11 protein-coding genes are annotated in these 15,585 nt (G+C 39.7%); 1 reads left to right on the top strand and 10 read right to left on the bottom strand.

Annotated elements, in window-relative coordinates; genetic code table 11:
* Positions 1–6: 6 nt before the first annotated feature.
* The 4 genes from H0184_RS03920 to H0184_RS03935 form a co-directional block, all read right to left on the bottom strand.
* Positions 7–675, bottom strand: a complete 669-nt coding sequence (locus H0184_RS03920; RefSeq protein ID WP_221821377.1) for a hypothetical protein — start codon at positions 673–675, stop codon at positions 7–9.
* A gap of 310 nt (positions 676–985) precedes the next feature.
* Positions 986–2,134 (bottom strand): Ger(x)C family spore germination protein, encoded by a 1,149-nt coding sequence (locus tag H0184_RS03925; RefSeq protein WP_221821379.1) that lies wholly within the window; start codon positions 2,132–2,134, stop codon positions 986–988.
* Positions 2,135–3,547 (bottom strand): spore germination protein, encoded by a 1,413-nt coding sequence (locus tag H0184_RS03930; RefSeq protein WP_221821381.1) that lies wholly within the window; start codon positions 3,545–3,547, stop codon positions 2,135–2,137. It abuts the gene before it with no gap.
* The gene (locus H0184_RS03935; protein ID WP_221821388.1) at positions 3,544–4,632 is read right to left on the bottom strand and encodes an endospore germination permease; all 1,089 of its coding nucleotides are present in this window, start codon (positions 4,630–4,632) and stop codon (positions 3,544–3,546) included. The genes H0184_RS03930 and H0184_RS03935 overlap by 4 nt, the downstream gene beginning before the upstream one ends.
* Before the next feature lie 224 nt (positions 4,633–4,856).
* Here H0184_RS03935 and H0184_RS03940 point away from each other — a divergent pair, with 224 nt between their 5' ends.
* Positions 4,857–5,384, top strand: coding sequence for a PepSY domain-containing protein (locus tag H0184_RS03940; protein ID WP_221821390.1), 528 nt, complete (start codon positions 4,857–4,859; stop codon positions 5,382–5,384).
* A gap of 681 nt (positions 5,385–6,065) precedes the next feature.
* Here the strand turns inward: H0184_RS03940 and H0184_RS03945 are convergent.
* The 6 genes from H0184_RS03945 to H0184_RS03970 all read right to left on the bottom strand — a co-directional run bounded on the left by H0184_RS03945 (position 6,066) and on the right by H0184_RS03970 (position 15,365).
* The gene (locus H0184_RS03945) at positions 6,066–8,642 is read right to left on the bottom strand and encodes an ABC transporter permease (RefSeq protein ID WP_221821391.1); all 2,577 of its coding nucleotides are present in this window, start codon (positions 8,640–8,642) and stop codon (positions 6,066–6,068) included.
* Positions 8,639–9,322, bottom strand: a complete 684-nt coding sequence (locus H0184_RS03950; RefSeq protein WP_221821393.1) for an ABC transporter ATP-binding protein — start codon at positions 9,320–9,322, stop codon at positions 8,639–8,641. Before H0184_RS03950 ends, H0184_RS03945 begins: the two co-directional genes overlap by 4 nt.
* Before the next feature lie 122 nt (positions 9,323–9,444).
* Positions 9,445–10,449, bottom strand: a complete 1,005-nt coding sequence (locus H0184_RS03955) for a sensor histidine kinase (RefSeq protein WP_221821394.1) — start codon at positions 10,447–10,449, stop codon at positions 9,445–9,447.
* Between the two features lies 1 nt (position 10,450).
* Positions 10,451–11,134 (bottom strand): response regulator transcription factor, encoded by a 684-nt coding sequence (locus H0184_RS03960; protein WP_221821397.1) that lies wholly within the window; start codon positions 11,132–11,134, stop codon positions 10,451–10,453.
* Positions 11,135–11,588: 454 nt separating this feature from the next.
* Positions 11,589–11,978, bottom strand: coding sequence for a hypothetical protein (locus tag H0184_RS03965; RefSeq protein ID WP_221821399.1), 390 nt, complete (start codon positions 11,976–11,978; stop codon positions 11,589–11,591).
* Positions 11,979–12,263: 285 nt separating this feature from the next.
* Positions 12,264–15,365 carry a beta-N-acetylglucosaminidase domain-containing protein gene (locus tag H0184_RS03970; protein ID WP_221821464.1) on the bottom strand — a complete coding sequence of 1,034 codons (3,102 nt, stop codon included), beginning with the start codon at positions 15,363–15,365 and terminating at the stop codon, positions 12,264–12,266.
* Positions 15,366–15,585: the final 220 nt, after the last annotated feature.

The raw sequence follows: 15,585 nt of genomic DNA on the forward strand, positions 1-15,585 counted from the left end.
GTTTTATCACCATGAAACAACAATCCACTCATCCTGCATTTCGATTGAGAAATCATCAACTTGAATACTTTCTCCCGTTTGTGCCACCGTGTTGATATTTTCTATTATTTTTTCAGGTGCTTTTTCTTTATGTACCATCACATCGCTAAGAATATCTAGATGGTTGGGAGCAGCACTCGCAACTCCAGTACTCATACCGACGAGTACCTCTCCATCTTTTACAATGGCAAAAACATCGGAATACGGAATGGCATAAAGCGCTGCCCCATATTTCTCCGCAATGGTAATCCAGTCTTGAAATTTCTCTTCATGCATCAAATTAACAAATTCAGAATCTCCGATGACAATAGAATCCGCGGCAGTTGGTTCTCCCTTCTCCTCTGCTGGGAGTTCCGCAGGTTCCTGGGATAGAGTTTGAATTTCATCTTCTTCTGCCATCTCAGTAGAAAGAAGATTTTGTGTTTCAACATTGTTATTGGTTTCACTGTTTATCAGTTTAATATCTTGATTGCTCTCTACTAATTCATTTTCAGTAATCAATTGAGTTGGTTCCAAGGTGATCGTTTGTGGAGATAATTCATTGGTTGTATCTGCTTTGCTCTCTGTAACATCTTTAGAAGAACACGCAGCCATTAACATCATAAAAGTGATTACCATTAAACCATGCCTCAACATATTATTACCCCCCAATAATTATCTCTATCTATTAAACGTTTTAAAATTGAAAATGTTTCCTATTTTCTTGAAAATAGTTCAATAGTTACAATAGAAATTTCTATCTATTATGTTGATACCCCATTTTCATGAATTGAAACCTTCCATTTCCAAATTCCAGCTAGTCCTTTTTGACTGTTTTTATACTAGATGACTCCACATTTGAAGAAAATCGTATAAGGTAGGTACGGCCGGGACGGTTCTCCCGGCTTTTTTCTGTTTTTCTTATACCACAAGAACCGTCCCCTTGGCACTTTGGCATCCCTTGGCATCATTTTCTATTATTAAGGAGCGTATCGACCCCAGCGTTGATTTTATTTATGCTTTTTAATGGTGCAATCTCCACATGGATGTCTTTTTTATTTAATGAAGGGAACGTTCTGCTGGCTTGGAGTGACTTCCAATCATCGTGCATGTATCGGTACAGATAGTCTTCAAATTGATAGATATCCCCACCGATTTTTTGACTTTTCTCATAGGCAGCATATACATCTTTCCTTATTTCTTCTTGAATCTGTCTTTTAATCTTGGGGGCGAGAATCTGTTTGCTGGATTCTCTGACAATGGCAGAGATTTTTATATCTAAACCTATCCGTATATCATTTTGGTCTTTATTCACCACTCTTTTCATCTTTGGATTCAATAGTTCGATTTGAACAAATTCTCCCTTGCTATCTTTTAAAGTGACGGGGGAACGCACTGTATTCACCCGAATAAAGCCACCGAGGTCACTTTCTGTTAAATGACCTTTCAACTTTGTTCCATTCATAAGATAAGCACCATTAAAAATGGTCACAGGCAGTTTTTCCTGCTCCACCTTAATAATCGTATCTTTCGTGGATATACTTGGGACTAGTATGGTTTTTGCTGGTTCATGTATTTGATAAATAAGTTCCTGCAGCGACAAACTCGGAATAGAGGAATCTTGCTGCTGCATGTATTCTGGCTGAACAACTCTAGCATTTGTGTAGGGATAATTAAACGGAACCTTCGTAGTAAAAATCTTGTTAACATGTTCCTCCGTACCGTAAACCCAGCCCGTTAGACGAATATTGAAATTCGTATCCAACGCATCCACAGTCTCACTTAATCTGTTTTCTAATACAGACTTCCCAAAAACAAATATACTTAACTGATCGTAATTGACCGGAATTTGAATGCCATGGTAGATTTTAATAATCGCATCTTCCACCGTTTTTCCTTTTCCTTCACCAAGCCAGACCGGGCTGGGTTGATCACTTTTCCCCTGCTCTGTTTTCGCAACATTAGAAAAATCTAGGAACTGGAGCACAACGTGATATTCGTCATCCTTATAATCAATACCAATCCCCACCGCATAGGCTTGAAATTGAATCTCATGAATTTTTGTACAACCCGTTATAACCGAAAGAATACAGAAAATAATTAAAAATTTTCTCATCTATTCACCTGATCTTGTGTCATCTTTAATCTGTAGAGATGCGTTCCGTTTTTTCATAAATGGAAACGGGATGCGGAAAAAAGTATAGAGGAGATCTCTACCTTGTCGAGAAGAGATATCCGCCAAAAAAGGAACCCCAAAGGATTTCAACCTTGTTAAATAAAGGAAAATAAACATCAGACTGATGAAAAATCCATAAATCCCCATAAAGTAGCTAAAAAGGACAACAAATACTCTCAAGAGAAAAACATTACCGGTTAGAGACTGGTTAACAAGAGTAAAGCTAGAGATCGCTGTGATTCCAATAATAACGAGGCATGTCGGTGATGTAATCCCCCCGCGGATAGCTGCATCCCCGATGATTAACCCTCCAAGAACGGCAACGGTTTGTCCAATTCCCTTTGGCAAGCGTGCCCCTCCTTCTTTAAATAACTCAAACATAACGAGCATGAGCAGGACTTCAATTAATGGTGAAAATGGCAATCCTAACCTCGAAATCGTGATCGTTGCAATAAGCGGAAGAGGCAATTGTCCTACATTATGTGTGATTAATGCCGTATAAAAACCAGGCAGGAACGTTGTCGTAAATAGACCGATAATACGCAAGGTTCTTTCCATTGAAGCATAATAAAAACTCGTATTTTCATCTTCAGGAGTCTTAAATAGAAAAGACAGATCAATGGGTGCAATCAATGCTGTCGGTGCTCCATCCACGATAATCGCAAACCTCCCTTGATTGACGGCTTCTGCAACAAAGTCTGCTCTGCCTGTATAATCAATGAGAGGAATAAGCGTAAATTTATTGTCCAATAAATGTTCCATCAACATAGAAGAACTTGTTAGAATATCTATATCTAATGCGTTGAGACGGCCATGTATATCGGTTAAAATCTCTTCACTTATAATATCCTTTACATAGAGCAGAGAAATCTTGGTATTCGTTCGTTTGCCAATCGTGTAATCTTCTACTACGAGTGATTTCGTCCGTAACCTTTTGCGGATTAATCCCAGATTTATCGTGATATCCTCAACAAATCCATCCTTCGGTCCGCGTACCGAAACCTCTGCCACCGACTCATCTGGCTGTCTGGATGGAGATTTACTAATGTCATAAAAAATAATACGATCTCCGGGAGGTATCACCATCAGCTTCCCTGAAAAAATTGCCTCCTCTATTTTTTCAGAATCGATATCCTTTTTGTTTGTAACCTCCATCTGCAACGATTGATAAATGGAGTTGGAAGTTACCATAGAAGCCAAAACAAATGAGGGAATCAGACTCGTATCACATAAGGGTTTACAATAGACAAAAATAAAAGATTTTCCGTTAGAAAGTTCTTCTTTTATTTCGACATCAGATGATTGGTTAAAAAGCTGCTGCAGATTTACTATTGAAAACAAGTGCTCGTTCATGATTCAATCTTGCCTCCTGACCACTTCTGCTTGTTTTTCACGATATATACCGCCAAGATTGAGATTTGTATGGTTAAGAAAAAGAACGACAGCGGTCTGTAATATCCATAGATAATGGTAGAAAATGTGCTTTGATTAAAAGGATACATACAGGCGGCAAAAAGGATAAGGTATAGAAACCTTACGATCTTTACCTTCGCCGCTCCCTTGGTAAGAATTCGAGAGGCGATGTATACAAATAAGCTTATTCTTATTACTCCACCTGAAAGCCACTGATAAATCGCAAAAAAATCTGCATGAGAAAAATATCTCCCAATTGAAATTAAGCGCCACTCTTCATAAGCAGGATATCGATAATCTGAAGCCTTCTCTGGCCCAAACTCAACAATCGCCGCCATAGTAGGTCCTAGCGTTAACCCGATGATAAACAAGCCAACATAAAATAATTGCTTTCTTGAAACAGCCTTTTGTAATACTGGAGTTAAAAAAATGATGATAAATAGCTCTAAGATGGGTAACGAAGTATAGAGAAGCCCCTTGGTCATGGGTAAATAACCATCCGTAAACAATGGGAACAACAGTTCATAATGTTTTTTCTTCATATTAGCAGTTGAAATAAATACACCTAAGAATAGAACGATGGGACAAAGGACACTGCTTAAGAGCCCAATCGAAAACAAGCCAGACTCCGTACATAACAAACAGAAAAGAAGGAGCACCAGTGCCAGTGTAAAACTGCTAAATCCTTGCATGTAGCTTAATTGTGACCAAAAAATGATATCCTGTGCCGTCACAAATGCATCAATCAGCAAATACATGGCTAATGGCAATAGAAGCAGGTAATAACTAAGCGTGCCCCCTTTATCCTTTAAAAGCTGAATGATGGAAGTTTTGTTTATGATTGCGACAATCTTATAAAGAACATATATCCATAAAGGCAGAATGAAGAGCGTTGCTAGGATACTAATCCAAGAATCTCTTTTGGCCGCCCTTAACAGAAAGGGAATGATCTCCACATGCGCAAACAGTCCCACAGAAAGTAAAATCATGTACACAATTGAAATAAACCGTAACTTATTCTGCATTGAGTAATTTCCTTTTTTTACATATTATTCATCTAACGTCTGAAACCTATGCAACGGGTTTCCATGCCGTAGGAACGGTTCTTCCGGCTTTTTTATTTACACATTGCCACAAGGACCGTCCCCATGGTCTCTCTCATCAATTTCTAATGTTCCTATCCTTTTATTCTCATTTTCGCTGGATATAGTGTAAGTGTAGAAGAAAACAACACAAGGAGGAAATAAAAATGAAAAAGAAAATGATGATCGGTGGTTTATCAGTATTATTACTGTTTGGCGGTGCAGCTGCTGTTGGTGCTTCAAAAAGCGGGACTCAGCCAGATGATTCTATTCATGCAGATGACAAAAATACCTCTACTATAGTGGAGTCACAAAAGTTACCTGAAATTTCCGCAGGACAAGAGATTGAGTTAGAAACGGAGCATGGCAAAACGTTTTATAAAGTAGAGACAGATGATGATAGCAGCAATTCTTCCACTCAAAATGCCAATAGCACTAGCATATCCATTGACGAAGCAAGTAAAATTGCTCTTAACAAAGTAAGTGGAACGATTACTGAAGTTGAAAAGGAAATGGAACATGGCAGACTAGAATATAAATTTGAAATTCATTCTAATCGCGGCGAAGCAGACGTACGGGTTGATGCGGAGACTGGCAAAGTAACAAGAGTTGAGTTTGACGATGACGATCACGATGATTTTGATGATAACGACGATGATAATGATGATGGTGATGGTGATGACCGCGATGAGTAATAGTCGTCATTTCGACCAATTCCATTTTAAAAATATCCAATCAAACGTTTGATTAAAATAACCTTATTTCTTTTCCCTAAAGAATAATTGTATATTTTCCAGGAAATTTTTTGTCGAAGTATGGGTAGTGTTTCATCCCTCATTTCATAACCAATCGACAACTTCCTTACCCTACTAAATAATCGCGATTAGATAGCTTAAAAGTTCCATTTCGAGGTGGTTTTCTTAAAATAATAACAGTCGTATCGGCCATCGATATGGGTATATAAAAAGTAAAAGTCGCTTTAGACTCGTACCAACAATAATAGACAGTATAGTGAGCTTGGGGGACTTGAGTTCATATCTACTGGACTCATGTCCTTTAATTTTCGCCTCATTTTTAGAGTAACCAGCAAAAGTAAGATAAGCGGAGATATTCCGGTTAAATGCATTATGGAGTTCATTTCGGGGTAAATAAGCGGAGGATTTCCGCTTATGCAAAGCAAAATCGCCTATTTTCAAATTTATTGAATCAATAGACGGAATTTCTCCGTCTATTGATGTTTTTTTAAATTATATTTATTAATTAAACGGAAATTTTCCGTCTATTTATCAGCTCATTTGCTTACTCGCTCCCCCAACCGATATATACAAATGCACCCGAAAACAGAATCCTTTATGTCCAGCTAACACCGTTGTCTCCTATATATTTTCCTGCTTTAAGCTCTCGATGATATTGTCATTTTTTATTTTTGAAATTGAATAGAGCATTGCAGAGCCGACAATTAGGAATATCACAACAATGACGAACAGTATGCTCATCCATGGCAGCTGAAATCCGTATTCAAAGGTATAGTTTGTGGAGCGGTGAATCGCTAACATAACGAGGACGCTGATGGGCAGTCCATAGGTAAGGGCCTTTACTCCATAAAAAATACTTTCATATTGGATCATTTTATTAAATCCTTTTGGGGTCATACCGACCGAGCGCAGCATCGCAAATTCCCGTTTCCGCAGCGAAATGCTGGTGGATATGGTATTAAAGATATTGGCAATCGAGATAAGCGAAATTAGCGTGATGAACCCATAGGTAAAGACAGACATCAGCAAAATCATCTGTTCATCTTGCTGTCGCTGCTGGTAGACATTGAATACATATACGTTTGAATCTTTCCGGTCTTCAATCATCGTTTGTGTCGCCATTGGGTCTGAACTATTGAGATACACATAAGGGTACGCCTCAATGTCCGTATTCGCTAACAAGGAATCCATTGTATCTTGTGGGACGATAAGAGTCACGCCGCCGACGACAACGGAACTGATGCCCATTGGCATTTTGTCAGTCAATGCACCCACTTGAACGGTGGCGAATACTTCTTGTTTCGGTTGTTCACTCTCCGTATCCCCTGTTGGCATTGTAGCTAAGTCGATTTTCTTCCCCACTTCTGACTCAATCGATTTTGTTTCAATGATTTTTCCGCTACTGCCATCTTCATAGGTAATTTGGTCAATGACAATGGCTCTTGGTGCGTCTTGTTTCGAAAATTCTTTCGGGTCCACACCGACTTGCGCTGCATAAGCATTAAAGCTTTTTTGATCCAAACCATGCAGCATTACATAATAAAGATACTTTCCATCCTGCGCTTCCAATTGGTTTTTCAGATGATCAGGTACTTCTTCTTTCCCGATGAGCGCTGTCAAGCTTGCTTCCTCTATGATGGTAGATTTGGTCACATAATCAAGCTTTGTGTAGTCTGCCAAATCTTCCTTCTCCACCTGGTTGCCGCTAATTTGAATATCATAGTTCAGTTCATCTTGTGACATGCTCAGTGATTTTTTTAGATTGTCAGTAAAAAAGGTGACCGTAAGGAATAGGACAATGCTAATCACGAGCGAGAACACAGTGGCCAAGTATTTTTTCTTATTTCTTTTGACATTCTTTAACCCGATTTCGGCTTCAAGCCCAAAGATTTTTCGGACAAGCTTTGATGTTTTCACCGCTTTTCCTGTGAGTTTGATGTCTTGGGTTTGCCGGATTGCATCAATCGCAGAAACCTTTGATGCTCTTTGTGCCGGAACGAAGGTAGATATAAAGATTGTCAGAATTGAAATCCCGCAGGCAATGAGAATCGATGATGGTGTGACGACCAATTCGAGATTTTCGGAAATTCCGAGAGCCTCTTCTAAAAGACCGTTAATTAAAACAAAGGTAATTCCAATGCCTGCTAGACCTGCCAGAATTCCAATTGGGATACTGATGGAACCAATTACCGCTCCTTCAAAAAAGACAGAATTCCGCTTTTGTCTTTTGGTTGCGCCAACACTTGCAAGCATTCCTAAATGTCTAGTCCGCTCGGATACACTAATCGAGAAGGCGTTATATATCAGCGCCACAGAACCAATGATAATGACGCTCATAATGATGGTGGTTAAAGAGAGAAGGGTCTTGTGTAATTGAGCATTATTTGTCACGCCATAGTAACGAAGCAATTCGCCATTATAATTTACTTTCTCAATCCCTTCCGTGGCAGCAAGACTTTTCGCATGTTTATAGAGAGAACGGTCGACTTTCGTTAACATAACAAAAGCATCGACAGTATTGGTATCGCTGACTTCTGTTTCATCAATAAAGCCAATCGCGGTGTAACCAGGTGACCATGTCGGTTCCCACGTAGGACGTTCAATCAATCCGACAATCGTGACCGTTTTGGTTTCATTGGTTCGTAATTCCTCAATGATACCGTCCTCATCCCGTTGGATAAAATCTGTCTGAGTGAGCTTTTTTTCCGTTACTGTGCTCACCCGCTCACCGATATCCACTGTGAGTTGATCGCCAATTTTAAGATCGACCTTTCCGTTTTTAATGATCGCTTCGGAAATCGCAATCTCATTCTCAGTGCGAGGAAGTCTGCCCTCGACCACTTCCATAGGAAAATGCTTCAACCCAGCCACATTATAATTTTGAAAAAATAAATAAGGTTTATCTTCATTTTCTGATTCTTTTAAATCCGAATAGCCAGTACTTGAGAGAATCATGGTTTTCGTCTCGCTGTCTTCTTCAATGGCTTTGATTTGGTCGTTGTTGACATCTTTATACAGAACATGCCATTCTCCATGTTTGGCGATATGCTGGCGGACCATTAAATCTAAAAAAGAATACCCGAGGGTGGTCACGGCGGTAATCATCGCCACCGAAATAATCACACCGATCATCGTTACCAGGGTCCGGCGTTTGTTTTCTTTCAAGTGCCTGACCGTGACTTTTTGGACAATATTCATGGACGAATCACCTCATCCCTGGCAACCTTGCCATCTTCAATGGCAATAATCCTATCGGCCTGCAGGGCGATACGCTCATCATGAGTGATCACAATCAGTGTTTGATTGTAAGTTTTGTTAAACATCTTGAGCAGTTCCATGATTTCCTTGCTATTTTTACTATCGAGATTTCCTGTCGGCTCATCGGCAAGCATAATCGCAGGATTGCTGATTAACGCCCGTCCAATCGATACGCGCTGCTGCTGGCCGCCGGAAAGCTGGTTCGGCAGGTGGGAAAGCCGCTCGCTCAAACCTAGGATTTCAACCACTTTGTTAAAATGACTGGAATCCACCTTTTGCTCATCTAGGAGCATCGGCAGCGTGATATTTTCTTCCACTGTTAAAATAGGAATCAAATTATAGAATTGATAAATCAAGCCGATTTGTCTGCGTCTAAAAATTGCCAGCTGCGTTTCATTTAAATCATAAATATCCGTCTGATCAATCATGACCTTACCGCTCGTGGGCCGGTCAACCCCGCCTAGTAAATGAAGAAGCGTTGACTTACCCGATCCAGACGGTCCGATGATGCAGACAAATTCCCCTTTTTTCACCGAAAAAGATACATCATCAAGTGCAGTAACCGCGGTTTCACCTTTGCCATATACCTTTGATAGGTTCTTTACTTCTACTATATTCATAAGAAAACCTCCATTATTTCTTTATCTTGAGGTTAGTATATCGAGCGAGTATGACTTTAAAGTGACTCTTAAGTGACTATTTATTCACATTGGGGGCAGTTCCATAAAAAGAAGCAGGCAATCTAGATTACCTGCTTGTAAAACTTTATCTGAAAAGTTGTGCCCGCACCAGGTTTGCTTTTCACTTCAATATCGCCATGCTGACTCGTGATGATGCTATACGCCATCGCAAGACCGATGCCGACACTTTCATCGCTCGCATTTTCCCCTTTGTAAAACCGTCTAAATATGTAAGGAAGATCCTCCTTTGGTATGCCTTTCCCGTTGTCAGAGATACTTATTTCTGTGAATAAAGCATTTTCGGAAAAGCGAATAGAGATTTCACCGCCTTCGGACGTGTGCTCTATAGCGTTTTTGATGATATTAATGAGAGCTTCCGCCGTCCATTTATAGTCTCCTAAAAAGGCTGCTTGCTCATCCCCATTGATTTTTAGCTGTTGCATCTTTATATCCATCGGAATCAGTAATGGATCTGTGGCTGCCAGAATAAGGGAAGCGACCTGGACCTTTTCCTTTTTAAAGGTAATCGTACCGGCGTCGATTTTGGAAAGTTTTAATAGAGAAGACACCAGCCATTCCATACGTTCAAGCTGCAATCTAAGATTCCGGGTGAATTCTGCCCGCTTTCCATCCTCTAAACCTTTGTCACGCAGCAAATCGGCCATGACAATCATTGAGGTAAGCGGCGTTTTTAATTGGTGAGAGATATCGGAAATCGCATTGGTCAATTTTGCTTTATCTTCGTGCAACACGGCTCCCTGTTCAGAAAGCATTCTTGTCACTTTAAAAATATCACTTTTTAAGAGGCTCAGCTCACCTTCATAGTTATCCCGGACGTCCAAGTGAAAGTCGCCGCTGCTTATTTTTTTTAAATAGCCTGAGAGTCTTTCAATTTCACGGTACCGCCATTTCGTAAAAATCATACTGCTGCTAATGAGTAAAATCGAAACCGCTAGCACCAAGCCGGCTGCCGGCAATGATACAAATAGAGCCCCTGCGGCTGTACCGATGACACTTATTGAAAGAAGAAAAGTGAGTAGAATTTGAATTTCTCTGTTGCGCAGCAACTCAATCACCCACCTTATAACCCATGCCGCGTACTGTTTTTAATATCGTTGGTTTCTGAGGGTCATCCTCTAACTTTTCCCGCAATCGTTTGATATAGACGGTCAAGGTATTATCATTGACGAAGTCCCCGGCAACATCCCAAATGCGGTCTAGCAGCTGTGCGCGTGTGAGAACTTGTCCAATGTGAGTGGCGAACAAGAGGAAAAGCCGATATTCTAAGGCGGTTAAGATGATCTCCTGGCCATTCTTGTAAACCTTTCCTTCTAATATGTTAATCTGAATATTTTCAAGATCAATGGTATTTTTCAGTTGGGAATGGAGGTTGTAGCGGCGATAGACTGTTTTTATTCTCGAAATGAGCTCTCGAATTCGAAACGGCTTGGTAATATAATCATCTGCCCCCATATCAAGCCCCATCACGACATTCACTTCATCATCAAAAGCCGTTAAGAAAATAACTGGGATTTCGCGGCGCTGCTTCACACTTTTACACAAGTCATACCCGCTTCCATCCGGTAAGGACAAGTCAAATAAACATAAATCGATTTCTCCGATACGCTGATGGATCACCTCTATTGCGGAAGCTGCGGTATGACAAAGCAGTATTTCATAGCCTTCCTGTTTCAAGGAATACTCCAATCCCGAAGCAATCGTCCGGTCATCTTCCACCACTAAGAGTTTCATTTGCGTTCATCCTAACATACCGTTTTCTTTAATCTTATTGGAACAGCGAGGAACCGTCAAAAAATCCGGTATGCGAAATGGGCTGGATGAAAATTTCCTTAGTAAAATACATGCCGAAATTTCGCAAAAGTAAATAAGCGGAGATATTCCGCTTAAATTCAAAATGGAGCTACTTCAGAGGTAAATAAGCGGAGTTTTTCCGCTTATGCACAGCAAAATCCCCTATTTTCAACTAATATGAATCAATAGACGGAATTTCTCCGTCTATTGAAGCTTTTTTTATCAATAGCTGCTAATTAATCGGAATACTTCCGTCTATTTAACTTTCAACATAATCATGATTGGTTTCCGTAGATAAAAGGAAAAGACGGATACCCATTCATAGGTCTTTTCCTGTTTCTTTTCATAAGAAGGTACTCGAAAAAAGACCATCTAATCTACTATTTAGAAGCCGTCACCAGCATCTGCATGTAAATAGACAATTAATGTTTCTGCAGCGTTTCCGTTCATTATTTTGATTCTTATTGTCTTCGGTATGATCGCAATCACTCTTTTTCATTTGGTCATTTTTATTTCCATTATCACTGCAATTTTTCTTTTTCTGCTGGTCTTGTTTTTCGTTATTGTCTTGCTTTTTACAGTTATCCTGCATACTGTTTTTGTCCTGCTTGTTACTGCCCTTGTGCTTGTCATTACTGCCTTGCTTATGACTGTCACCGTGCTTGTCATTCTTATCTTGCTTATGGTCATCATTATGCTGATGGCTTTGATCCTGTTTCCCATTACTGTCCTGCTGATCTTTACCATGATGATGCTTATGATGATGTTTCTTCTTACCTTTCATTTTCCTATCCCCTTCGGAACAAACGTTTTTATATAATAGTTTATTAAGAAAGTGGAAAATGGCTTGGACGAACATCTAGTACAACTACTTTTTTATTACTACGATTCATAATAGGTATTTAACTAGTCTTTCTCTAAGGAGACATATACCCCTGATAGTAATGCTTTGCATGAATGCTAAAAAGCAAGTATGCAAATAATGATAAAAATTTCACTTCACAAAAAAGAGGCTGGCACTAGTGCCAACCACCTCATAATAAATTATTGTTACTAACCTAACTGATACTTACAATTCATCTTCTATTAATTCCTTCAATTCTTCAATGTGACTGAGAAGCTCTTCAGCATATTCCTTGTGAATCTTTTTACCAGACTGCGCTTCAACTTGATTACTAAGAGCAATTAATCCATTCACTACTTCCTTTTTATCGCCTTGGTGTTTTTGGATCGTATCCACCTTAGCAAGCAAACTGTTCAAGATCCCATGATGGGCAATGAAACCTTGCTCATATGCCGTTTCTATTTCCTCATCTAAGCTAGCTATACCTATTTGAATAAATGTCTCCTTTAGGACAAGTGACTCTATTGCCTTTATTAGATTCTCACTGACTGCATTCACTTCGTCTTGCGTTGCTTCACTGTCAGCTAGAACTTTCTTCGCGTTTTCTAAAGCTTGGACAAACCCTTTCCAGCTTTCAGTCGTATAGTCTGACTCTACCTTCTCATTTGCAACTTCTACTGCCTTATCTAAGGCTGTCTTATCGATTACCGGCTTCTCATACTTCGGTGGTAATTCAATATCACCCGCTAGCCCCATCACTTCAAACTCATAAATACGGGCAGCCCGATCGTCCCCTTGGGTGGGTTTGTCAACCATTAGGCGAACATAACGTCCTTTTGTAACGGGAACTTGATCCTTGGATATACCACCCTTATTGTCAGTAACCTTGACTATTTCTTTAAAATTCACACCATCCTCACTCATGAGGACGCGGTAAGCTAACGTATTACTTGCTGATGGCTCTCCACCTTCTTCAGCATGCTTCATCACTATTTCACTTACTACATTGATTTCTCCTAAATCAACCGTTAATTGGTGTGTACCAGAACCATTACCACACCATTTTGTATTTACGTTCCCATCCACTGCATATTGAGGGCCTTCCGAGGGAGCACAGGATCTAGAAGCAGTAGCTGCTTTACCAAGGGCAAGATTGACAGTCTCTTTGTTTGCGAGATTGGTAACAGTTACAAGGTCTTCTTGAATCACTTCATCTATCCCAAGAGGGTTTTTACCCACAAGTTTAACGGTATAGATCCCTTCTTTTTCATATACAACTGTCGGGTTTTGTTCCGTACTTTTCTCGACCTTAGCCCCTTCAAACGTCCATTCTACTTCTTCCGTAGTAAGGGAACTCGTATTTTTTAACTGTATTTCTTCCCCTGGAACCACTAACGTTTTAGAGACTTCGAAAGAAGCAACTGGTAATGGGTCATATTCAAGGGCCTCCTTAATAAAGGCGAGCGCTGTTTCTTCAGAAACTCTATTCCCTCTATTTAGTGAAGGTAATCTGGCTTCAATTTGATTTTTTAATTCGGTATATTTATCATTCTCATTATTTTTTTTAGCGAGAACCAAATCCAACGCTAATTGATCGGTTTCCCCCAATAATTTTAGTTTGTCCAAACTTGCTTCAGCTTCAGATAAGAATTCTAGCGGCAATTCTTCCTTCAAGGTGTCTGCCGCTTTGACCATATCAGCAAACTCCTTTGTTAAAAAATTGATTTCTTGTGTTGCATCTTGTCTTTTGGATATCTTTGACCAAAATTGTTCCATTGTGTTTCGTACAAATACTGCATCTCCACGCCCAACACTCCACGAACCAGTCATCCGAGAAGAATGATTAGCGAAAGTTTTCATCTCAGGGGCAAGGTCTTGAAATAGGAGTTCAATGGAACGATTCCATGATTGATCAGAGTCATACTCTGAAATATTCCAAGAATAATCAGCCCCTGTCGCCAAGGAAATTTTAGAAAGATAGGCATGCTCCATGGGGTTCATGGTAAAGAAATCAAGTTTCCCTTCCAGTCCAGTATCAATATCAACTATCGGACCAAGGGCAAGCTTTGCCCTCAAATAATCCGAAACAGGATAATTCCACCAAATACCAATCCGGTCCCCATATACTTCACGCATAAATTCAACATTTTCTAACGGAAGTGACTCTGAAACAACCGCCTGCCCCGTCCACATGACCTTAATATCTTTATCAAGCGTCTCAGAGAACGCCTTCGTATAAGCACTTAACTCACCAATTTCACCCATTAAATGAGTATCATACTCTGTCGGAACAGTGATAAGAGGTTTCACATCATTTTTTACTTTTATAAATTCATCGTTAAAACGGTTTAATAGATTGGCTTGCTCAGCTCCTTGTTTATTAGAAATATCATCAAACAAGATTGCAAATCTTCGGACCCCCATATTGTAAAGTGATTCACTTTTCGAAAGCAGCGCTTGAAAATCTTCCTCACCACGTTCCCCATCCATTTGAATATCAATACCTGGAGAAATAGCAAATGTAAAATCCACCTTGTTTTCCCTTGCTGTATCAATTAAATCTTTCATGCGTGCCATCTCATTTTCCGGATAGGGTTCCCGCCATTTTTCACGATGATAAGGGTCGTCTTTCGGTGCATAGATGTAAGTATTCATTTTATAATCGCCATAAAACTTTATTTGATCGAGGCGGTCTTCATGACTCCATGGGTTACCATAAAAGCCTTCTATGATTCCTCTTACCTTCATTGACGGTTCATCTGTAATCAGTACATTATTAAATACGAGGGAGTCAGCTTGCCTCTGTGCAAGTTGAATCAGGGTTTTCACACCATAAAACGTACCGTCACCGTCTTTTCCCTTGATAAAGATGATTCCACCATTACTTAGATCATTTTCTCCAGAATTAACTGCTAACGCATAACCTTCAGCTTTTAATTCTGTCCCATCCGGAATGTTAAGCTGATTTTCTAAACTCTCTAGCTTTGATTCAAGATGATCTCCTTCACCTAACACAATCGTAGGTGCCTCACTATCGAAATCCGCATTAACCTCAACATGATTGGCTAGTAAAAATTCTTTTAAACTAGCTATTGCGTCTCGATCTGCAGCGTCTTCTCCTAAAATATTTACAGAGTCACTAATTTGTAATGATCCACTTTTCCCCTCAACATGTTGAGGCATTGGAACTACTCTACTACTACTAGTACTACTATCCCCTAAGGGCAATTCAGAGTTTGCTGCCTGAACTTCAGAAATACCACCAACTGATAAGGTCGAAGTCATAAGCAAAGATAAAACTCCACCGACCGCCTTTTTCCACATCATTTACGCCTCCTTTTGTGCCATGGGGACGGTTCTCATGGTTCGATTATAGTTAGGTATCTCTCAAATCTTAAAATGGTTCAATGAAAAATACCTTCACAGTATGTGATGCTGCTACCATGGCTGATAAACTTTTTTTGGCGAACCTAGAAGTATAGTAAAATTGCTTCTCACTACATGTACCATACTTATTTGTATTCTCGTTTCATTTATACATATTGAT

This window comes from Neobacillus niacini, from assembly GCF_019749295.1.
In the GTDB taxonomy this organism is placed as follows: domain Bacteria; phylum Bacillota; class Bacilli; order Bacillales; family Cytobacillaceae; genus Neobacillus; species Neobacillus niacini_D.